The sequence below is a fragment of the Pseudomonas sp. W2-17 genome, assembly GCF_041060445.1.
In the GTDB taxonomy this organism is placed as follows: Bacteria; Pseudomonadota; Gammaproteobacteria; order Pseudomonadales; family Pseudomonadaceae; genus Aquipseudomonas.
This window is the reverse complement of record NZ_JAUFNS010000002.1, coordinates 64,863-86,616: the sequence shown is the minus strand read 5'-3', so window position 1 is coordinate 86,616 and position 21,754 is coordinate 64,863. Positions and strand designations below refer to the sequence as shown.

Genomic DNA, 21,754 nt, shown 5'->3' with positions numbered 1-21,754 from the left:
GGCGCGGGACGTTATTGCTGAAGAGAAATCGATGTGCTCGCCAGTTTCGGCTGGTTGTACAGGCTGACCAGTACTTCATCCAGCACCGAAGACGCACCCCACGGACGCGGGTCGTTGAGGATCGCGACCACTACCCAGGTGTTGCCATTGCTGTCGCGGCTGAATCCGGAGATGGCGCGAACGGTGTTCAATGTGCCGGTCTTGATGTGGGCTTCGCCGCGCAGGGCGGTACGTTTCAGGCGTTTGCGCATGGTGCCGTCCATGCCTGCCAACGGCAGCGAACTCATGAATTCGGCTTGAAACGGGCTGTTCCACGCGGCCTGGAGCATCTGCGCCATTTCCCGTGCGCTGACCCGTTCGGCGCGGGACAGGCCTGAGCCGTTTTCCATCACCAGATGCGTCGCGATGATGCCCTTCTTCGCCAGCCATTGGCGCACCACACGCTGTGCGGCTTTGGCGTCGTCACCGTCGGCTTCGTTACGGAACTCGGCGCCCAGGCTCAGGAACAGCTGCTGGGCCATGGTGTTGTTACTGAATTTGTTGATGTCCCGAATGATCTCCGCCAGATCCGGCGAGAAGGCCCTGGCCAGCAACTTGGTGCTGCCCGGTGTCACGTCCAGACGGTCCTTGCCGAGAATGGTCCCGCCCAGTTCCTGCCAGATGGCGCGCACGGCACCGGCGGTGTAGGTCGGGTGATCGAGCAGGGACAGATAGGTCTGGGAGTTGCAGCCGTCGCCCAACTGGCCGGACACCGTCACGGTGATGCCGCCATCGGCTTCCGGCACCGGGTTGTACAGCACGTCGCCGGTGCATTTGCTGGATGACAGCGCCTTGACCTGATTGTTGATGTGGATCGCCGCAATCGGCGGCTCCACCGACACCAGAATCCTGCCGCCGTCGTTGCGGGTGACGAAACGCAGGGCCTTGAGGTTGACCATCAAGGAGTCGGGACGGACCAGGAACGGTTTGTTCTTGTCGTTGCCATCGTCGTCGAACACCGGCAGTTGCGGTTGTACGAAAAAGCTGCGATCAAGCACCAGATCACCGGTCACTTGCTGCACGCCGTTGGCGCGCAGGTCGCGCATCAGCAGCCACAAGCGTTCCATGTTCAGCTTGGGATCGCCGCCGCCTTTGAGGTATAGGTTGCCGCGCAGAACGCCATTGCTGAGGGTGCCGTCGGTGTAGAACTCGGTTTTCCATTGATGGGTCGGGCCGAGCATTTCCAGGGCGGCGTAGGTGGTGACCAGCTTCATGGTCGAGGCCGGGTTGACCGATACGTCGGCGTTGAAAACAGTCGGGGTGCCGGGGCCGCTGACCGGCAGCATCACCAGCGACAGGGCATCGTTTTGCAGCTTGCTGGCTTTGAGTGCTTCCTGAACCTTGGGGGGCAGGGCGGTATTGATGGGGGCGGCGGCGATGGAGAACGAGAGGGGCAAAAGCAGGGTGGCGATAAACAGCGGACGCAAAGACTTGATCATTCAATAAACCCTACTGCAGCGAACAACGAAGATGAAGAGGGGGTGAATTCCCTCGCACGGTGAACGAGCCGCCAGAAAATGCCCGATGGCAGGGCGTGACACTGGCGTTTCGGTAAAGCGGCATTATGCCCCAAGCTTTCGTGACTTGCGCCGGGGTACTGCCGTCAAACGGCGCTATTTTTTGCGCTTGCCCCTTCAAAGTCACGTTAAACCGTGGTTTTTCGCGTAACGCCCGCTGTAGGCCGCCCTTTCCCAGCAGCATTCGTGACGGCCAGCTGCGGTTTTTGTCCGGTGACACACCAAAACGTCGAATCCCGGACACAAAAAAGCCATCCCGAAGGATGGCTTTTTCAGTATCAGCTCGGCGGGAAGGCCCGCCAGCTCATCAGACAGCCGCGTTGATCGGCTTTTCCGGGTACCAGGCGTCCTGCAGAGGGCTGACTTCAACTTCAGTCAGCTCGCTGCGGCCTTTGAGCCATGCTTCGACAGCAGCGCGCTGTTCTTCGCTGACCGAACCACGGTTGGCCAGGCAAACCAGACCGAAGTCGTCGCCGCCGACGTAGTCCAGACCGTTAGCGTCCATGGCCTCTGTCAGGAAAGCGTCGAGGAAAGCATCGATGGCCTCGTCATCCAGGTCCTCTTTGAAGCCCAGCTTCAGTTCGAAGCCCAATTCCTGGAACTCGTCGACACAGAGTTTTTTGCGCAGACGACGGGAGCGGTTAGTGGCCATGAAGCGTTCCTCTTGAGTAATTTCGGGGCGCAGTCTATCAGCTTCGTCCTGATGGCGCCTGCTTGATGCTGATCGGGGTTGTCGCATTTCTCACTGTGCTTGGGGTCGGGGAGGGGCTGGCGCAGAGACCCTTGGGATGACTCATAGCCATGATGCGTAAAAAGTTGCGCACTCGGATTGGGAAAATGGTCGAGCTGTTGCCATGGAGGTCACGTCGTTAGGGCCCTACAGACGAGTGCGCAAGAAGTTGCACAGGGGTGCGCAGCTTCTTGCGCACTTCTTCTTTGTTTTCGGGTTTAGCGTTCGCTTAAACCTGCCGTTTTTCCTCATAAGTCATTGATTTTTATTGGCTAATTCGCAGATGGCACAACCCTTGATATCTCCGTCGCCCCCGGTTCGGCAAACACGCCTGCCGGATGGTTTTTGAGCACGGAGAGCATCCTTGGCAAACCCCGTAGTTACGCCCGGCAGCGACCAGAAACGCGAGCCTCAAGTGGCGATCGTTCCGCTTGATCTGATTCAACTTGAGGACGTTGGCGTCGGTGCTGCAAACGTCGATGCCTGGTTACAGGAGATCAGCGGCGGGGTGGTTTCGCTTGAGCGGATCGAGAGCGCTGCGGGTTTTTTGCCTGTGGTGGGCAACATCATGGCGCTGGTTGATGCGCTGAATGACATCGCCACGCTCTCGAAAAGTCCGGAGCGCGATCTTCTGGATTGGGTCAGCCTCGGCATCAATCTGATCGGGATGATGCCATTCCCGCCCACCATGGCCGCAGCGCGTATGAGCCTGCGGCCAATGCTATTTCTGGTGCGCCAGGAAATGCGTCGGAGCGGCAAGACGGTTTTGGGCGATGCGGTGGTCGAGATTCTGATCGGGCATCTCAATGCCGACATTGTTGGGACGCTTGATGACTTTGTGACCCAGGCGCAGGCGAAGCTTCCGGGGATCCTCGAGGATGCCGGGAAACTTGGGGAAGGCGTGCTCCTTGAGATCGCTGCCGGTCTTGAACAGCTGGTTGACCCGAAGCTGAACGCCAAGGCTGATTTGCTTGAGGCCGAGAAGTTGGTTCAGGCCGCTGGGGATCAGTGGGCCTATGACCCCAAAGCCGCGATTGGCAACATTTTTGCGGCGGCTGCGGATGTTTGCGTTGCTGCGGGTAAGGGTGCGGTTAACGGGGCCGTCGAGCATGTGGTGCCTGACGCAGTTAAGACGGAGGTGGTCAGGCAGGCCGAATTGTTGCGCGCCATGGGGCCGGACCTTCGCACCCGAATTACTGGTCTGGCGGACCCTGGGGTTCAGAACTCCATTGGTTCGCTGCTGCTGACGCTGGGTGACGCCGTTCTCAGTTGGCGTTCGCGCAATGGGCATGGGCAAGCCTTCAACATCAAACCGGGGGTTGTTAATCAGGCCAGGCGCCAGGGCGGCGAAGGGAAGCTGGAGGCGGTTGGTTTCGAGAAGCCTGCGAAAGCCCGGCCTAACAAGCGGAAGAACTGTACGTGTCAGTGTCCTTGTGAATGTGCCTGTGGGTCCACGGCGAGGAGCATCAGTTTTGCGATGGGTTCGGAGTCGGTTAGTCATACCGATTTCAGCCTGCCAGGGCCTTTTCCGATTGAGTGGACGCGGACTTACTGTTCGAGTCTGGATGCTTACGATCATGACGTGGTGGGCGCGCGTTGGATCACGCCGTTTACTACACGTTTTGATCTCGTCGGCGACGGTCTGGTCTTCCACGACGCTGATGGCCGCAGCCACGATTTCCCTCTTCCCAAGGTCAAGCTGTTTCACTTCAACGCCATTGAAAATCTGACCGTCATTCGCCTCAGCAACGATCGGTTGGTGCTGATGCGGGGGCTTGAGCATGGGGAAACCTATGTCCGCCGGGGTGACCGTTTTGTTCTGATCAACAAGGTTTTGCCCAACAGCGCCGGGGTTATGTTGCATTACGAGCATCGGCATGACGGGAATTCGGTGCTTTCCGAGCTGGTGACTTACTCGGAGAAAGATGTCAACAAAGTCCATCTGCGACTTGGCACGTTGATCGACGATCACGGCCGGTTGACCGGTCTCTGGGAAATTCGTGATGGCGACGTTAAACGTCAACTGTGCGCGTATCAGTACGGCGGTTTTGGCGACCTTGTTCTGGCCCAGGATGAGAACGGCGCCGCGTGGCGTTATCAGTATCAAAACCACCTCATCACGCGCTACACCGACCGCACCAATCGTGGCTTGAATTTGCAGTGGCAAGGCACGGGCCCCGACGCGAAAGCCATCCGCGAATGGGCCGATGACGGCAGCTTCGATACGCGGCTGGCGTGGGATGAGAACATTCGCCTGATCTACGTGACCGATGCCCTCGGTCACGAAACTCGGCATTACTACGACAGCCTCGGTTACACGTACCGCATCTGCCATGCCGACGGCCGTTCCGAGTGGTTCTTCCGTGATGCCGCGAAGAACATCATCCGCCACGTCCACACCGACGGCAGCACCGACCGTTATCGTTACGACAAGCTAAGCAATCTGACTGAGCACACCCGCGCTGATCACAGCGTGATGAATTACGCGTACGACGACAAAAGCCATCTGATCAAGATCAGCGATGGCGAAGGCGGAATGTGGAAACGGGACTACGACCTTCGTGGAAATCTGATCGAGGCGACCGATCCGCTAGAGAACGTTACCGAATACGCCTACAACGCGTTCGGTCTTCCTACGGCTATCAAGGACGCCAACGGCAATACGAAAGCGCTGGCCTACAACGATGCCGGACAACTCGTTAAGTACACCGACTGCTCGGGGAAGGTGAGTAGCTGGGAGTACGACGAACGCGGCCAGATGATCCGCTTCACAGATCCGGCCGGGCATAGCACCGCTTACGAATACAAAGCCGGTCAACTGGTACTGATCAAACACCCCGACAAAACCGAAGAGCGTTTTAGCCGCGACGCCGAAGGTCGCTTACTGGCGCACTCTGATGGCCTGGAACGCTGCACCACCTGGCGCTACACCGCTGCAGGTTTCATCGCTGAACGCGTCGACGCTGCCGAGCAAACCTTGCGTTACCGCTGGGACAAACTTGGTCGTCTCGTTGCGCTGGAAAACGAAAACGAACGCCGCGCCCACTTTCATTACGACCCGGTCGGCAGACTGCTTGAAGAGAGAGGCTTCGACGGGCGCAGCACACAGTACCGCTACGACCCTGAAACCGGGCGCCTTGCCGAGACCATCAACGGCCAACGCACGATCGCACTGACCTTCGACCCCATGGGCCGTCTGACCGAACGTCGTGCAACCCTGGGCGAAAAGTCCCAAAGCGAAACCTTCGCCTACGACGGCAACAGCCAGTTGGTCATGGCAACCAACGCCGTCAGCAAGCTGCAGTGGTTCCATGACCCCGCTGGAAACTTGCTGCGAGAGCACCAGCATTACTCGAACCTGGATAAGCCACTGGTTGCCGTCTGGCAGCACGAGTACGACGCCCTCAATAACCGCGTCGCGACTGTCCGCCCGGACGGCCATCGCGTTAGCTGGCTAACTTACGGCAGCGGCCATCTGCTCGGTCTGAAGCTCGACGAGCACGAACTGCTCAGCTACGAGCGCGACGATCTGCACCGCGAAGTCGCCCGTCATCAGGGCAACCAACTGCTGCAAACCCAAAGCTGGGATCCGGCGGGACGCCTTCAAGAACAATTACTGGGCCGAGCAGACGACAAAACCACCCTAATCAAACGCGCTTACCAATACGACGCCGCCGGCCAGCTCACCGACATCAACGACAGCCGCCGTGGGGTCCTTGTTTATCAATACGACCCGGTCAGCCGCCTGCTCGCCGCAACGAGCCGCCTCGGCACCGAAACCTTCGCCTTCGACCCGGCCAGCAACCTGCTCGATGGAAGCGCCGCAACCGTCCGCCGCCCTTTAGATCCAGAGCCTGTCCGCCACAAACTGATCGACAACCAGCTGCGCGACTACGCCGGCAATCACTATGAATACGACGAACGCGGTAACCAGACAGAGCGCTGGACCAACGGCCTGCGCAGCGAACTGCACTGGGACCTCTTCGATCGTCTGGTGCACTTCCGCGATCCGCGTCTGACTGTCGACTTCGGCTACGACCCCCTCGGACGTCGCCTCTATAAACTCTCGAAAGCCCACTACAGGCCACGCCCCGAAGCCGGCACCGGCTGGAACGAAAATGAACACGCCCGCAAAGAGCGCGAGCTCGGCTGCGGTTTCACCCTGTACGGCTGGGATGGCGACAACCTCGCTTGGGAAAGCAGTCCGCCCCCCTATGCCGGCGCCCTCGGCCGAACCGTCCACTACATCCACGAACCCGGCACTTTCGTTCCCGTGGCGCAGGCTATCCGCCACGAAACGATTCGCCTCGTCAGCCAGCCAACTTACACCGGCCGCTACAACTTCAAGGAAGATCCGCTCTGGACCTACAAACCGGTCGCACTGCCCATCGACGTCCTCGCCTGGTACCAATGCGACCACCTCGGCACGCCCCAGGAAATCACCGATCGAAACGGCAACACCGCCTGGAGCGCCCAATACAAGGCGTGGGGCGAAGCAAGCGAACAGCGCTCCGAGTTCGCCCAACAAATCAGCCTGACCAACCCCATCCGATTCCAGGGGCAGTACCACGACCAGGAAACCGGCCTGCACTACAACCGGCATCGGTATTATGATCCTAGAGTTGGGCGGTTCATCAGTAAGGATCCGATCAGCTACGCGGGCGGATTGAACCTCCATGTTTATGCGCCGAACCCGATATCGTGGATTGATCCAACGGGCTTGGCGAGCTCGGGGCGTTGGGAACCGATAGGTACAGGCCGAATACGACTCGACCCGCCCCATGTGGAAAACACTAATCAGCAGGTTCATGCTCACTGCCAATGCAAGTCCAGAAAGAAAGAGATTGTTGTAAACCGAGACGGCTCACAGAGTCACGGCTCACGTGGTGATGTGGATGATTTGACGCGTAAAGAGAAAGATTACCTTCGATCGCAGGGATTCAACCTATGAAAAATCTTACGGCTTTTACCGTACATGGCACGGCCACTGGCAGTAATAAAAATATTCAACTTGATGAGATATCAATTATCGCGGATTCCGAAACCATGAGAGCTTTAGGGAATTTTCTAATCATTGCGGCGGACGAAATGGCACAGTTCGGCTTGGAGCACCTCCACCTCCAAGACCTAGTTGAAAATTTTTCCCATGAAACTCATGTAGATTTCATCGCCCTGAACCGTGAAATTGTTGAACCTACAAAAGGCTAGCCAGTGGCTAAAGGGGACAGCCCCTTATGCTGAGGAGGAGTTAAAGGGGACGGACCCCTTCAACTCGCTCAAGGACAATAAATGATAAAGTCTGCTGAAGAATTTGTCGCGCTACGAAGTAGCGACTTAAAAAGTGAGTATGACAGAGCTGCGATGGAAGAAGCTTCGGTATCTGTCTGGCGCGAGATCATCATCAAATACCCCAACTATAGGCGATGGGTTGCGCATAACAAAACCGTGCCGCTGGAGATCCTTGAAGATCTGTGTATTTTTGACAGTACGATCAGGCAGGCCGTCGCAAGAAAACGGAAATTATCGCCGGCGCTGTTTGAAACACTCTCCAGAGACGTTAGTGATGTTGTCAGGGTGGCGATAGCCGCAAATAGAAAAACACCAATTGCGATTTTAGAGAGATTGCTGACAGATCAGGACGAAGATGTCGCGAACGTAGCTAGACTCAACCTTGATGATCGAAAAACTAGCCAGTGATGAACGATGATCACGTCTGCTGAGGAATTTGTTGCGCTACGGAGTAGCTCCATGAAAAGTGAGTACGACAGAGCGGCAACTGAGGAGGCACCCATTTCGGTGTGGCGCGAGGTGATCAAAAATTATCCGGATTACAGGCGATGGGTGGCGCACAATAAAAGTGTGCCATTGGAAATTTTAGAGGAGCTGTGCCAGTTTGATAGTACTATCAGGCAGTTCGTGGCAGCCAAGAGAAAGCTATCACCAGCGATGTTTGAGTCTCTTTCTCAGGATGAGAGCTATGTTGTAAGAATAGCTATAGCCGCCAACAAAAAAACACCAATTGAAATATTGGAAAGATTGTATGGTGATAAAAACAAGCATGTGGCACGCGCCGCAGGCTACAACCTTGAAGATATTAAGAGTAAACAGAACAAGAAAAAGGGGAGTTGAGGTCTCTAAGTTTTGCTTTTATGGGGCGCCTACATAGCCAAGAGTGTACAGCGTCTTACAGTCTTTGGTAGAAAACTAACGAAATTAAAGTGCTGTATAAATACAGCTCCCCTTAACTTTCGAAGTTCCAAGCAATCAGAGGGGACAGGTTTATTTACGGTGAAGCGCTGTAAATAAATCAGCCCCCGTACAATCCTACTCACCTCTCACCAAAACGTCGCCGCCGGAGCAGTCAACTTCCCGGCAATCACTGCGATCGCCTTTTCCACATCACTCACCTCGGTATACCGCCCCAGGCTCAGCCTCAAGCTGCTGCCCGCCTGACCCTGGCTCAACCCCAACGCCAGCAACACGTGGGAAACGCTGCTGCTTGCAGAGTTACACGCCGAGGTCGAAGAAACCGCCAACTCACTGGCAAGGCTGGCAACGTTGAACCCCGGGCTGTCGATGCAAACGTTGAGCGTATGGGGAACGCGTTGATGGAGATCGCCATTAAGACTCACGCCGCCCAGGCTGAGCAGGCCTTCACGCAGTTGCGCCGACAAGGCACTGATGCGCGCAACTTCCTCGTCCATTTCAGCGCTGGCCAGTGCATACGCCGCGCCCATGCCGACGATCTGGTGGGTGGCGAGGGTGCCGGAGCGGTAACCCTGTTCGTGGCCGCCGCCGTGCATCTGTGCTTCGAGCAACGGCCGTGCGTGATCGCCGATGTAGAGTGCGCCGATGCCTTTGGGGCCGTAAGTTTTGTGCGCCGAGAAGGACATCAGGTCCACCGGCAATGCGCTCAAGTCGATTGCCAGTTTGCCAGCGCCCTGGGCGGCGTCGACGTGGAACAGGGCGCCGTGTTCACGCACGATTTGGCCGATGGCGGCAATGTCAGTGACGGTGCCCAGCTCGTTATTCACCAGCATCAGCGACACCAGCAGGGTGTCGTCGCGCAGTGCCTGGCGCACGGCGTCGGGGTGAATCAGACCGCGGCTGTCGGGTTCGAGCCAGGTCACCGGGCACCCGGCCTGCTCAAGCTGGCGCACGGTGTCGATGACGGCTTTGTGTTCGATGGTGCTGGTGATGAGGTGGCGGCGGGCGCCGTTGTTGGGGTTGAGCGCGATGCCCTTGATCGCCAGGTTGTTGGATTCGGTCGCCCCTGAGGTCCAGACCAGAGCATCGGCACTGCAGCCCACCAGTTCTGCTACCTGACGGCGCGCCAATTCAACGGCCTGGCGGGCTTGATTGCCGTAGGCGTGGGAGGTGGACGCCGGGTTGCCAAAGGTGCCTTCGCGGCCCAGGCAGGTGACCATGGCCTGGATGACGCGGTCATCAACCGGTGTGGTGGCGGCGTAATCGAAATAACAAGGGAGTGTTTTCATGGGGATTTCTGCGCTGTCCGTCGTGCAGAAAATACTACTAGCGTCAGGCTGAAAAAAAATTGATTCCTCAACGGAGATTTGAGCCCGGGTTAGAATATATTTTCGGTAAAACCACAGTTAACGGAATATGATTTTCAGCTGCGCGCTTTTTGACCTATCTTTATCGCTTCCCGGCATATGACTTCACCTGAGGCCACCGCGCATCCCATGGACAAATTCGACCAGGCCATCCTGAGCATCCTGCAAAACGACTGCACCCGTCCGATTGCGGAAATCGCCGACAGCGTCGGCCTTGGCAGCACCGCATGCTGGCGTCGGGTACAGAAGCTCGAAGAGCAGGGCATGATTCGCGGGCGGGTGGCGTTGCTTGACCCCGGGCAATTGAACGTCGCCGTGACGGTGTTCGCCGCCATTCGCACCAGCCAGCACAACGCCCAGTGGCTGGGTCGTTTTCACGACCTGATTGCCACGTTGCCCGAGGTGGTGGAGTGCTACCGCATGGCCGGCGACACCGACTACATGCTGCGGATCGTGGTGCCGGACATCGCTGGCTACGACGCCGTTTACAAAAAGCTAATCCAGCTGTCGGGCATTACCGACATGAGTTCCAGCTTTGCCATGGAGCAGATCAAATCAACGACCCAGCTTCCTTTGAACTACACCGTGTAAGCAGCCCGTCAAAACGAGTGAATAACGCCCGGTCTAAATACAGCCCAAAAAAAAGCAGCCATACGACGATGGCTGCTTTTTTATGCCTGGGAAAGTCAAACGCGAGCTTTGTCGATCCATTCCATCGACGTGCGCCAGATGCAGATCCCCAGGAAGTACGCCGACATCGCCAGCCACACGAACAGCGTCACCGACCCGTTGTATGGGTGGTTCATCACCAGCAGGAAGCTGCAGAAGAACCACACGGCCGTGACCGCGATGTTGAGCGGCATAAAGCGGCGAACGCGGAACGGGTGCAGAAACTTCATGCGTGTGACGGTCAGCAACGCCAGGCAGATCACCGTGATGAAGGTCAGCCACGGCGCAGGGGAAAGGATGTACACGCACAGGGCAACAACGTTCCATGCGGCGGGGAAGCCCTGAAAGTAGTTGTCCTTGCTCTTCATCTCGACGTTGCAGAAACAGAACAGCGACGACACCAGAATGATCGAGGTGGTCAGCAGCAGGGTGTATTCCGGCAGCGGGATGTAGCGGTAGATGAACAAGGCGGGGATGAATACGTAGGTCAGGTAATCGATCACAAGGTCCAGCACGGAGCCGTCGAAGTGCGGCAGGACCGACTGCACGTTGAGCTTGCGCGCCAAGGAGCCGTCCACGCCATCGACAATCAGGGCAAAGCCCAGCCAGAGCAGGCAGGCCTTGGGTTGATTGTCGAACAGAGCAATGGTCGCGAGAAAGGCGAGCACCACGCCCGTGGCGGTAAAACCATGGGCGCCCCAGGCCTTGAGCCAGGCGATGCGTTGAATTGGAATCATGGACGGTCCTTCTGGAAATAAGCGGGTTCGGTCGGGTACAGCAGCGGTCGACGGAACCAGAGGTGCATCTATCGACCGGGGATCGGCCAATAAGGTTCATACGTGACCCCTACACGGTAGCAGGCGGCGCAGGCTTTCGTTACTCAAATGTGACGCCAGGCCCTGAGACGTGGCGGCGCGGGTGTCATTGGTCGGTTGGTCGAGAAAAAAGGCAATATGCTGGCCCCGGTGAAAGGGCGCTCTCGTCAGAATCCACGCCTGATCAGTTACTTAGGCAAGGAATCGCATGTCATTTCTCAGGGCTCTACTGACCTTCTGCGTTCTCGCAACGGTGACTTCCCAGGCCTTCGCGCGGCCTCCGAGCAAGAACGAACGCGACCTCTGCACCTGGGGCGCCGGGATGGCGGGCACCGCTCAGCAATACAAACTCTCCGGCCTGACGCTGTACGGCGCACGCAAAAAGATGCAGGCCCAGCACTTCGCCCAGCAATGGATGCGCATGAGCGCGCTGGGCATCACCGAACAGACCTACGACAGCCCTTCAAGGCTGCGGCCGGAAAGCGTCAAACAGGTGTATTACGAAGGCTGCATCAAGCACGAAGTCGCACGGCGCTGACTCACCGCGCTGCATCCCGGAGGCTCCATTCCGAAAGGTGCAGCGCGGTCAGCGCCACAGGCCCGGATCAGTGGGGTGCGCGCGGGATGGTTTTCAACAAGTCCGCGGGGCTGATATGCCCCACTACCTGCACGCCGCTGCCCGGATGCGGCAGTCCCAAAATGTGCCCCTTGATCTTGCCGATCACGTGCATTTCGCACGGCTTGCAGTCGAACTTCAACGTCAGCACTTCATCGCCATGCACCAGCTGCATCGGCGCCACCTTGGTGCGCACGCCGGTCACGCCCTTGGCCTGCTTCGGACACAAATTGAAGGAGAAGCGCAGGCAGTGTTTGGTGATCATCACCGGCACTTCGCCTTTCTCTTCATGGGCTTCATACGCGGCGTCGATCAGCTGCACGCCGTGACGGTGATAGAAGTGCCGCGCCTTTTCGTTGTAGACGTTGGCGAGGAACGACAGGTGCGCCTCAGGGTAAACCGGCGGCGGCGAGGTTTCCGGCTTGCGGGCACCGCGCGGGTGCGCCTGGATGCGAGCGGTGGTCAAGCTCTCGATGACCTCACGGCGCAAGGCCTTGAGTTGCGAGTTTGGAATGAAGAATGCCTGGGGCGCGTCCAGCTCGATGGCCGTCGCGTGGTATTCAGTGGTGCCGAGCTGGCCGAGCAGATCCTGCAGCTGTTCCAGTGCCTGCTCCGGTTTGTTGGCAACGCCGAACGGGCCGTTCAGCTCGACGCGGGCGCTGATGCCTTCTTCGCTGGTGGCGACCAGTTCCAGACGCTCTTCGCGCAGACGCGCAACCCATGACAAACCGATGCGGCGCTCGGCCGAGGTCTTCTGCAGCGCTTGCTGCCAGTTGTGATCGAGGTTGCGGCTGAGGGGATGGTTGGGCCGCAGTTGCAGGCCCTTCGGCATCTCGTTCGGCTCGACGCGATAGCGATAGCGCTTTTCGCCATCTTCTTCGAACTCGCCTTTGGGCTCGGCGATGTTGGCGCGGAAACCCACCACTTCGCGCTTGACCAGCACGTTGAGGCCGTCGCCGTTGGACAGCGGCTCATGGGTGACCACCTGCAAGTCGCGCTTGCCGACTTTTTCGACCACGCCGACCAGCAGGCCGGTGAAGGTCGGAGAGTCGAACGCGCCGATGTCGATCTTGCGGTCGGTGACGAAGTAGTCGGTGCTACCCCGGTGGAAGGTCTTGTCCGGGTCCGGCAGGAAGAAGTGCGCGGTGCGGCCGCTAGAAGCGCGTGCCAGGTCCGGGCGGTCTTCCAGAATCTCGTCCAGACGCTGGCGGTAATAGGCCGTGATGTTCTTCACGTAGCCCATGTCCTTGTAGCGGCCTTCGATCTTGAACGAGCGCACGCCTGCATCCACCAGTGCGCGCAGGTTGGCGCTCTGGTTGTTGTCTTTCATCGACAGCAAGTGTTTTTCGTAGGCGACGACGCGACCCTGATCGTCTTTCAACGTGTAGGGCAGACGGCAGGCCTGGGAGCAGTCACCCCGGTTGGCACTGCGGCCGGTGTGCGCGTGGGAGATGTTGCACTGACCGGAGAAGGCCACACACAACGCGCCGTGAATGAAGAATTCGATGGCGGCATCGGTTTCGTCGGCGATGGCGCGGATCTCTTGCAGGTTCAGCTCACGGGCCAGTACCAGCTGCGAGAAGCCGGCCTGATCGAGGAAGCGTGCGCGTTCCAGCGTGCGGATGTCGGTCTGGGTGCTGGCGTGCAGCTCGATGGGCGGAATGTCCAGCTCCATCACGCCGAGGTCCTGCACGATCAGCGCGTCGACGCCTGCGTCGTAGAGCTGATGGATCAGCTTGCGCGCAGGCTCCAGCTCGTTGTCGTGAAGAATGGTGTTGATGGTGGTGAAGACGCGGGCGTGGTAACGGCGGGCGAACTCGACCAGTTGGGCGATTTCGCTGACGTCGTTGGCCGCGTTGTGGCGCGCGCCGAAGCTGGGGCCGCCAATGTAGATCGCGTCAGCGCCATGCAGAATGGCCTCGCGGGCAATGGCCACGTCGCGGGCGGGGCTGAGCAATTCCAGGTGATGTTTGGGCAGAGACATATTTTTTTAGTCGGCACGGTCACGGTCAAGGCGCGCATTGTAGCGGCGAAACGCTTGACCGGCACCCGTCTGCTGCCCGGTGGCGCCTGCCTGTGGAGCGGGGCGCCGGGAAACCCGCGAGATCAGGCCTTGGCGGCCATCGCCGTGACTTCCACGCGCATGCCTTCGACGGCCAGCGCAGCGACGCCAACCGCCGCGCGCACGGGCCAGGGTTTGGCGAAAAAGCGTTTATAGACGTCGTTGAAAGCGGCGCGATCGGCCATGTCGGTGAGGTAGATGGTCAGGTGCAACACGCGGTCCATGGAACTGCCGGCCCGCTCCAGCGCCACTTTCAGCGCCTGCAGCGTGCATTCGCTCTGCTCGACGATACCGCCCAGTTCCAGAGTGCCGTCGGCGCGCGTGGGGATCTGCGTGGACACCAGCAGACCGCCAAAGCCGGCGACGTCCGAGGAGATGGAATCGGCGTCGGGATCCGGCGTGAAGGTGATGTCGGGGTTTGCCATGGGAGCTCTCTTCTACGAGTGTGTGGATGACGGGCCAGGAAACGGCCGACGCTCATGATGTCCGACTCGGAAGGGAAAGGGGAGGCCTGACTGTGTTTTGGCGAGCCACGTGGGCATGGCTTGCGATCAAATCCTGATACGGATGTGCGAGGGGCCGGCACAAAAAAAGCGAGCCGCCGTCGCGTTATCTCTGACGCGAAGGCGGCCCCGGGGGGGTTGTCAAATCGGCGGATTCAACGTGATTGAAAGTAGCAGCGGTCAATTCCGTTAGCTAGCTAACATTTAGCAATACAGTGTTGCGGATGTGGAAAGAATCCACATCGCATCGGTACTCGATGAAACCGCCTGGCAAGCCCGTTTTAAAAAACTCCGAACTCATCCCTCGCGCCTTCAGTCCACCCTTGACGCTGACCGTTTGTGTTGGACTATTTCAAGGAGAGCCCCATGACTGATTACCCGAAACCGCCGTTCAAGCCTCAGCAGCAAACAGTGCCTGGCGATCAGAGCAAGATGGAGCCTACCCCGGACTGCGGCGAAGGCAGTTACAAGGGCTCCGGCCGCATGAGCAACAAGATTGCGCTGATCACCGGCGGCGACAGCGGCATCGGTCGCGCAGTGGCGATTGCCTATGCCCGTGAGGGTGCTGACGTGGCGATTTCGTACCTCGATGAACACGAAGACGCCAGGGAAACCGCCCGCTGGGTGAAGGAGGCGGGCCGTCAGTGCCTGCTGTTGCCGGGCGATCTGGCCGAGAAGGCGCAGTGCCTGGCCATCGTCGATGAAACGGTCAAGCAATTTGGCCGCATCGACGTGCTGGTCAATAACGCTGCGTTTCAGATGTCCCACAAAACCCTCGAAGAAATCCCCGACGAGGAGTGGGTGAAGACCTTCGATATCAACATCACCGCAATGTTTCGCATCTGCAAGGCCGCAGTGCCCCACATGGCCGCGGGCAGTTCGATCATCAACACCAGCTCGGTCAATTCCGACTCGCCGAAGCCGACCCTGCTGCCCTATGCCGCCACCAAAGGCGCCATCGCCAACTTCACCGCCGGCCTGGCGCAGTTGCTGGGTGAACGCGGCATTCGCGTGAACAGCGTCGCGCCCGGCCCGATCTGGACGCCGTTGATCGTGTCGACCATGACCGACGAAGACGTGAAAAGCTTCGGCCAGGAAACACCGCTCGGCCGGCCGGGTCAGCCGGTGGAAGTGGCGCCGATCTATGTGCTGCTGGGCTCCGACGAAGGCAGTTACATTTCGGGAACGCGTTATGGGGTGACCGGCGGCAAGCCGATCCTGTAGAGGATCTTGTCGGCGCTGCGGCACCGCACATAGGAAGTTGCGACTACACGTCACGCATGGAAAAGGGGCTGCCTGTGCAGCCCCTTCGTTCTTTCAGCCCTTGCTGTGCTCCTTGGACGTGGGTGCTTCGGCGATGCCTCGCGGCCCGGCGATGCCCCAGATGGCGACACCGATGACAGGGAAAACGAAGATCAGCACCGCCCAGCCGATCTTGGTGCCGGACGATTTGGTGCTGCGCCAGACACTGGCGATGGCCCAGACGTCGACCAGCAGGATGATCACCGCCAGGGCGATCGAGAAGAGCGTTTCCATATCATTGTCCTCGGTGCGCGTGCCATCACATGGCGGGGATGCCGGTGACGGTTCCGGTCTGGGTCACGGTTTCGGTTTCGGTCAGAGGGATTTCGGGGCTGCCCGGTGTCAGGATGACCTTGCGGCAGTCTTCCTGTTTCTTGTCGAAAATCTTGTAGCCCTCGGCGGCCTGCTCCAGCGACATTCGGTGGCTGATGATCGCCTCGGGGGCAAGACGCCCGGCCTCGATGTGCTCGAGCAGTTCCGGCAGGTAGCGCTGCACGTGGGTCTGGCCCATTTTGAAGGTCAGACCCTTGTCGAACGCATCGCCGAACAGGAAGCCATGAATGAAGCCGGCGTACACACCCGGCACGCTGACCACGCCGCCACGGCGTACTGCCGCGATGCACTGGCGCAAGGCTTTGCCGCTGCTGCCTTCCATTTTCAGGTTGGTCAGAATGGTTTCCGTGGTGCTGCCTTTGGCTTCGAAACCTACCGCATCGACCACGCCGTCGACGCCGCGCATGCCCTTGGTCTGACGAATGATGGTGTCGGCCGGATCGTCATCTTCATCGAAGTTGATCGGGATGACGCCATAGGTGGCCTGGGCGTAAGCCAGCCGGTAAGCGTGGTGGTCAACCATGAAGATCTGATCGGCGCCGAGCATTCGGGCCACGGCCGCCGCCATCAGACCCACAGGCCCCGCGCCGTAGATGGCGATGCTCGAACCCTGGCCGATGCCGGTGTTCAGGACCGCCTGATAACCGGTGGGCAGGATGTCGGAGAGGAACAGCACCTTTTCATCCGACAGCGTGCCGGGGACCTTGAACGGGCCGGTGTTGGCTTTGGGCACGCGCACGTATTCGGCCTGGCCGCCGGGGATGCCGCCGTACAAGTGGCTGAAGCCGAACAGCGCAGCACCCGGTGGAATGGCCTTCTTGTTCATGATCGCGCCGCGACCGGTGTTGGTGGTTTCACAGGCGGCGTACAGGTCCAGGTTGCAGAAGAAGCATTCGCCGCAGGCAATGACGAAGGGGATCACGACCCGGTCGCCGCGCTGCACGGCGGTCACGGCTGAGCCGGTGTCTTCAACGATGCCCATGAACTCATGGCCGAAGATATCGCCGTGTTCGACAGTGGGGATCTTGCCGCGATACAGATGCAGGTCGGAGCCGCAGATGGCCGTGGCGGTCACGCGCAGGATAATGTCGTCAGCTTGTTCGAGGACCGGATCGGCAACGGTGTCGACTTTGACGTCATGGGCGCCGTGATAGGTGAGTGCTCTCATTGTGATTTTTCTCCGCGATTAATTAGGGGCAACTAAGTAGCGGAGCAGGCGGCGGGGGGTTTAGTTCAGGACTTTGCAGCGGTGGGGGGATTAGCGGTGCGTGCGGTGCCATTATGTGATCGCGGTGCCACTGGTGAAACGCGGTGCTTTAGTGGGACCGGCTTCAGCCGGGAAGAGGCCGGAGTGAGCGCCATCAATTTTGCGGTGCGTTTGCTGACGCCTTCCCGGCTAAAGCCGGTCCCACCATGTGATCACGGTCCCACCATGTGATCACGGTCCCACTGGTGAAATGCGGTGTTTTAGTAGGACCGGCTTCAGCCGGGAAGAGGCCGGAGTGAGCGCCATCAATTCTGCGGTGCGTTTGCTGACGCCTTCCCGGCTAAAGCCGGTCCCACCATGTGATCACGGTCCCACGGGAGAAATGCGGTGTTTTAGTAGGACCGGCTTTAGCCGGGAAGAGGCCGGTGGGTGCACCCTCAATTCTGCAGTGTGACTGCCGACGCTTTTCCCGGCTAAAGCCAGTCCTACAATGAGCACGCGGTCTCATTATGTGATCGCGGCCTCACAACGAAGTGTGCGCGGCGGCTATTTGAGCCCAACCCGCTTGCGCATCTCCGCCGTAATGGTCTGGCGGGTTTTGCCAAGGTCGGCCCACGGGTCGCTGTCGAGTTCGGCAAGGCGTTCGTGGACGGTGTTGATGTCCCAGGCGTTGGCGCCTTTGATCTCCAGCAGCTCTTCGCGATGGATCGGCACCGAGACCGGCAGGCCTTCCCGGGTGCGCACAGAGTACGCGCAAATGGTGGTGGCGCCGAGGCCGTTGCGCAGGTAATCGATGAAGATCTTGCCAATGCGATTCTTCGGCCCCGACACCGCCGAAAACCGCTCCGGCAGCAGCCTGGCGATGTGCTTGACGATGGCGTGGCTGAACTCCTTCACGGCGTCCCAGTCGGCTTTCGGCGTCAGCGGCACGACCACATGAATGCCCTTGCCGCCGCTGGTTTTCAGGAACGATTTAAGCCCCAGTTCATCCAGCACGGCGAGGGTCAGTTGCGTGGCTTCCACCATGGTTTTCCAGGGCAGCGCCGGGTCAGGGTCGAGGTCGAGAATGAAACGGTCCGGCCGCTCCAGATTCTTGGCAACGGCGTTCCAGGTGTGCAGCTCCATGGCGCTCATCTGCACCGCACCGATCAGCGCCTCGATGTTGTTGATCAGCATCACGGGGTGGCCGGTGTATTCCTTGCCCATGGTCTCGATACCGGGGATGGCCAGGCGGTCGGCGTTTTTCTGGAAGAACAGCTCGCCGCCGATGCCCTCGGGCGCACGCACCAGCGCCACGGGGCGTTGAGACAGCTGCGGCAGGAGCCACTCGGAAATACGGATGTAGTAATCGGCGAGGTCGCGCTTGGTCACGCCACTGGTGGGGTCGATGACCCGCTTGGGGTGGGTGAGGCGGATCTTGCCCGTTGTGGCGTCGGTGGGCGCTGCTGATCCAGGCCGGCTTTCTTCGGACTTGGCCGCCCTGGATGCTGTTGCGCGTTTGCGCGCGGGCGTTGGCTTCTCCTCTGGCTCTTCTGGCTCCGACTCTGGCTCCGACTCTGGCTCGGAGCTTTGCTCGGCAGAAAACGCCGGAGCCGGAAGCTCTTCGGTGATCGATTCGGCAGGCTTGTCGGTGCGCAGGCCATGGAACACTGCGTGGCGCACCGATCCCTCTTTGGTGATCTCGGCGAAGGCCACTTCCGCCAGCAGCACCGGTTTCAGCCAGTGCACGCCTTTGGCTTCAAAGCCGGTGGGCGGATTGACCACCGCAGCCTTCTTCCCGTGGAGCGGGGTCAACTGGTCGTAGATCGTGCCCAATGTCGCTTCGTTGAAGCCGGTGCCGACCTTGCCGGCGTACCTCAATTCACCGCTGTCGGCATCGTGCAGACCCAGCAGCAACGCGCCGAATTTGCTGCGCGCGCCCTTCGGATCGGTGTAGCCCACGACGATGAATTCCTGGCGGCGTTTGCACTTGAGCTTGATCCAGTCGCCGCTGCGGCGCGACACATAAGGGCTGCCGGCGCGCTTGCCGATCAGGCCTTCCATCTTCATCTGGCAGGCGCTGTTAAGCAGGACTTCCGGCACTTCAGCGAAATCTTCGGAGTACCTGAGCACCTCGTCGTCGGTCCGTTCGAGCACCTTGGACAGCGCGGCGCGTCGCTGTTCCACCGGCACTTCCCTCAGGTCCATGCCGTTCAGGAAAGGCATGTCGAACAGGTAATAAATGATGTTGCCGCTGCGGCCGGCCTCGAAGGCGTTCTGCAGGGCCTGGAAGTCTGGCACGCCGTCATCGTTGGCGACGACCATCTCGCCGTCGAGCCAGGCCGACTCAAGGCCCAGCCCGGCGATGGCTTCGGCCTGGCGCGGCAGTTTGTGGGTCCAGTCATGGCCGTTTCGGGTGAACAGCTGCACCTTGCCGTCGGCGACCCGCGCCATGACCCGGTAGCCATCGAATTTGATCTCGTAGCGCCAGTCGCCTTCGGGGGCGGACTCCACCAGCGTGGCCAGTTCCGGCTTGATGAGGTCCGGGAGCTCCGCAGGTTCGGCGCCCACCAGTTGCGCCCTGGCGAATTTCTTGCGCGGGGCAGGGACCTTCTCTACAGGCTTTGGCTGTTCAGGCCGGGGCTTTGCCGACTTGGATGCGGTCGATTTGCCGCCACGTTTTTTCGGGATCAGGGTGCGCTCGCTGAGCACGCTGTCGGGCAGCGCCTTGACCACGTCGTAGTCGGTTTCCGGGCGGGCGAATTCGTCCTGATGCTTGATCAGAAACCACTGTTCCTGCTTGCCGGGAATGTGCGTCTTGACCAGGTTCCACACGCCGCCGAGCTTCTCGCCCTGCAATTCAAATTTGAGTTTGCCCTTGGCGTAGGCGTCGGCGGGGTCGGAGAGGGGCGTCCACACGCCGCGGTCCCAGACGATGACGTCACCTGCACCGTAATGCCCTTCGGGAATGCTGCCCTCGAAGGTGGCGTATTCGACGGGATGATCTTCCACATGGACCGCCAGGCGCTTGGCTTTGGGGTCCAGCGAAGGGCCTTTCGGCACGGCCCAGCTTTTCAGGGTGCCATCGATTTCGAGGCGGAAGTCGTAATGTAGGCGGGAGGCGTCATGCTTCTGGATGCAGAACTGCAGGGCATGGGCTGCCTTTTTGCTCGGAGCGCGTTTTTTCTTGGCACTGCCTGAGGGCTCCGGCGTGGCGTCGAAATCCCGCTTGCGGTTGTAGTCGTCCAGTCCGGCATTCATGGAAATCCCTCACCCTGCGGCATGTGTCTGTTAAACGCAGAGTTCGCGGCGAGGGCGGAGTTCCAGAGTGGGAGCGATCGTCTCTTCACACCCGCAAAACCAATGGCGCCTGAACGGGCCTCTTCCCGGCTGAAGCCGGTCCCACTAAAGGATCACGTTTCCATAGTAGGACCGGCTTTAGCCGGGAAGGCGTCGGCCCAGACACTGCAAGATCACAATAGCGGAGCAGGTCAAACAGCCCCACGCTGCTCTGTCGCTTCGGCCAGCATTGACAGGGTCTGCTCCATGTCGACGATGGAGGCCTCCAGCGTGGCGAAGCATTGGGCGATGCTCTGCTTGTAGTCCACCGTCTGGTGCCCGGTCAGCTCGGTGACTTCGGAAAGCTCAAGGCGGAACAGTTCGTTCACGCTGCTGCGAAGTTCGTTGAGTTGGTTGAGGACAACAGCCATTTGATTGCGGGTTGCATTGCTCATGTCGGGCCTCACGTACTAAGGGGCGGGCGTGTGTCGCATGACGACACTCTGACACATGTGAAAAAGGCAGGGTGTTTAAACCCTGCCTCTCTCAACTAAATGTTCGAATCAGCCCGTGACAGGCACCGTCCGAATTATTTGGCAGCGTCACCGCCGTGTGCTTTGGCCAAGGCCTTGGCGTGGGTCAGGTGCTCTTCCAGCTTAGGCAAAGTCGCAGTCGCGAACGCTTTCAGATCTGCATCCTTGCCTTCAGCGGCTTCTTTCTTGAACAGCGCGATAGTTTGCTCGTGGGCGACCACCTGGTTGTTCGCATACGCCTGATCAAACGACTTCGAGCTGCGCAATTCCAGGATCATCGCTTTCGCTTTGTCCATCAGCATGGCGTTGTCAGAGACTTCCAGCTTCTTGGTGTCAGCGATGCCTTTGAGTTTGGTGTTAGCGGCGGTGTGGTCTTTGACCATCATTTCCGCGAACGCTTTTACATCCGCAGAACTGCCTTTTTCCAGCGCAAGTTTGCCGGCTTCGACCTCAGCCACACCTTTGGCCGATGCATCTTCAACGAAGTCGTCATTGTCCTGGGCAGCGAAAGCGCCTTGGCTACCGATGGCCATCAACAATGCGAGTGCGGAAGTCTGAATGAGATTTGCCATAGTGAAGTTCCTCTTCTGTCCTTG

At 59.4% G+C, this 21,754-nt stretch carries 18 protein-coding genes; 7 read left to right on the top strand and 11 right to left on the bottom strand.

The genetic code is table 11. The features are described 5' to 3' along the window. Positions 1–11 precede the first annotated feature (11 nt). Both dacB and QWI20_RS02705 read right to left on the bottom strand, forming a co-directional pair. A complete protein-coding gene (gene dacB, locus QWI20_RS02710; protein ID WP_369304064.1) occupies positions 12–1,478 on the bottom strand; it encodes a D-alanyl-D-alanine carboxypeptidase/D-alanyl-D-alanine-endopeptidase in 1,467 nt (488 codons plus the stop codon). A 385-nt stretch (positions 1,479–1,863) separates the two neighbouring features. Next, the gene (locus QWI20_RS02705; RefSeq protein WP_065988787.1) at positions 1,864–2,208 is read right to left on the bottom strand and encodes a YggL family protein; all 345 of its coding nucleotides are present in this window, start codon (positions 2,206–2,208) and stop codon (positions 1,864–1,866) included. Between the two features lie 442 nt (positions 2,209–2,650). Between QWI20_RS02705 and QWI20_RS02700 the strand changes: the two genes are divergently transcribed. From QWI20_RS02700 to QWI20_RS02685, 4 genes are all read left to right on the top strand, one after another. Continuing rightward, positions 2,651–7,237 carry an RHS repeat-associated core domain-containing protein gene (locus QWI20_RS02700; protein ID WP_369304063.1) on the top strand — a complete coding sequence of 1,529 codons (4,587 nt, stop codon included), beginning with the start codon at positions 2,651–2,653 and terminating at the stop codon, positions 7,235–7,237. Next, positions 7,234–7,494 (top strand): hypothetical protein, encoded by a 261-nt coding sequence (locus QWI20_RS02695; RefSeq protein ID WP_369304062.1) that lies wholly within the window; start codon positions 7,234–7,236, stop codon positions 7,492–7,494. The genes QWI20_RS02700 and QWI20_RS02695 overlap by 4 nt, the downstream gene beginning before the upstream one ends. A gap of 81 nt (positions 7,495–7,575) precedes the next feature. Beyond that, on the top strand, positions 7,576–7,983 hold the full coding sequence (locus tag QWI20_RS02690; RefSeq protein WP_369304061.1) for a hypothetical protein: 408 nt from the start codon (positions 7,576–7,578) through the stop codon (positions 7,981–7,983). A gap of 51 nt (positions 7,984–8,034) precedes the next feature. After that, positions 8,035–8,415 carry a hypothetical protein gene (locus tag QWI20_RS02685; RefSeq protein WP_369304060.1) on the top strand — a complete coding sequence of 127 codons (381 nt, stop codon included), beginning with the start codon at positions 8,035–8,037 and terminating at the stop codon, positions 8,413–8,415. Between the two features lie 206 nt (positions 8,416–8,621). On the opposite strand, the gene QWI20_RS02680 is transcribed toward QWI20_RS02685, so the two are convergent. After that, positions 8,622–9,782 (bottom strand): aminotransferase class V-fold PLP-dependent enzyme, encoded by a 1,161-nt coding sequence (locus tag QWI20_RS02680; protein WP_369304059.1) that lies wholly within the window; start codon positions 9,780–9,782, stop codon positions 8,622–8,624. A 207-nt stretch (positions 9,783–9,989) separates the two neighbouring features. Between QWI20_RS02680 and QWI20_RS02675 the strand changes: the two genes are divergently transcribed. After that, the gene (locus QWI20_RS02675; protein WP_369304058.1) at positions 9,990–10,451 is read left to right on the top strand and encodes an Lrp/AsnC family transcriptional regulator; all 462 of its coding nucleotides are present in this window, start codon (positions 9,990–9,992) and stop codon (positions 10,449–10,451) included. A gap of 95 nt (positions 10,452–10,546) precedes the next feature. On the opposite strand, the gene pcsA is transcribed toward QWI20_RS02675, so the two are convergent. Then, positions 10,547–11,266: a phosphatidylcholine synthase gene (pcsA, locus tag QWI20_RS02670; protein ID WP_369304057.1), complete on the bottom strand. Its 720-nt coding sequence runs from the start codon at positions 11,264–11,266 to the stop codon at positions 10,547–10,549. Between the two features lie 286 nt (positions 11,267–11,552). Between pcsA and QWI20_RS02665 the strand changes: the two genes are divergently transcribed. Further along, the gene (locus QWI20_RS02665) at positions 11,553–11,882 is read left to right on the top strand and encodes a hypothetical protein (protein ID WP_192172488.1); all 330 of its coding nucleotides are present in this window, start codon (positions 11,553–11,555) and stop codon (positions 11,880–11,882) included. A 67-nt stretch (positions 11,883–11,949) separates the two neighbouring features. On the opposite strand, the gene QWI20_RS02660 is transcribed toward QWI20_RS02665, so the two are convergent. Together QWI20_RS02660 and QWI20_RS02655 are read right to left on the bottom strand one after the other, a co-directional pair. After that, complete coding sequence (locus tag QWI20_RS02660; protein WP_369304055.1) at positions 11,950–13,944, bottom strand: U32 family peptidase; 1,995 nt, start codon at positions 13,942–13,944, stop codon at positions 11,950–11,952. A gap of 122 nt (positions 13,945–14,066) precedes the next feature. After that, positions 14,067–14,447 carry a RidA family protein gene (locus tag QWI20_RS02655; RefSeq protein ID WP_369304054.1) on the bottom strand — a complete coding sequence of 127 codons (381 nt, stop codon included), beginning with the start codon at positions 14,445–14,447 and terminating at the stop codon, positions 14,067–14,069. A gap of 444 nt (positions 14,448–14,891) precedes the next feature. On the opposite strand from QWI20_RS02655, the gene QWI20_RS02650 reads away from it, so the two are divergent. Continuing rightward, positions 14,892–15,749: an SDR family oxidoreductase gene (locus QWI20_RS02650; RefSeq protein WP_369304053.1), complete on the top strand. Its 858-nt coding sequence runs from the start codon at positions 14,892–14,894 to the stop codon at positions 15,747–15,749. Between the two features lie 93 nt (positions 15,750–15,842). On the opposite strand, the gene QWI20_RS02645 is transcribed toward QWI20_RS02650, so the two are convergent. The 5 genes from QWI20_RS02645 to QWI20_RS02625 all read right to left on the bottom strand — a co-directional run bounded on the left by QWI20_RS02645 (position 15,843) and on the right by QWI20_RS02625 (position 21,730). Beyond that, a complete protein-coding gene (locus QWI20_RS02645; protein WP_369304052.1) occupies positions 15,843–16,061 on the bottom strand; it encodes a PLD nuclease N-terminal domain-containing protein in 219 nt (72 codons plus the stop codon). A 25-nt stretch (positions 16,062–16,086) separates the two neighbouring features. After that, positions 16,087–17,328, bottom strand: a complete 1,242-nt coding sequence (locus tag QWI20_RS02640) for a zinc-dependent alcohol dehydrogenase (RefSeq protein WP_192172496.1) — start codon at positions 17,326–17,328, stop codon at positions 16,087–16,089. A gap of 585 nt (positions 17,329–17,913) precedes the next feature. Beyond that, positions 17,914–20,607, bottom strand: coding sequence for a DNA ligase D (gene ligD / locus QWI20_RS02635; protein WP_369304051.1), 2,694 nt, complete (start codon positions 20,605–20,607; stop codon positions 17,914–17,916). A 230-nt stretch (positions 20,608–20,837) separates the two neighbouring features. Next, positions 20,838–21,080, bottom strand: a complete 243-nt coding sequence (locus QWI20_RS02630; RefSeq protein ID WP_369304050.1) for a hypothetical protein — start codon at positions 21,078–21,080, stop codon at positions 20,838–20,840. A 134-nt stretch (positions 21,081–21,214) separates the two neighbouring features. Continuing rightward, a complete protein-coding gene (locus QWI20_RS02625) occupies positions 21,215–21,730 on the bottom strand; it encodes a DUF4142 domain-containing protein (protein WP_369304049.1) in 516 nt (171 codons plus the stop codon). Positions 21,731–21,754 lie beyond the last annotated feature (24 nt).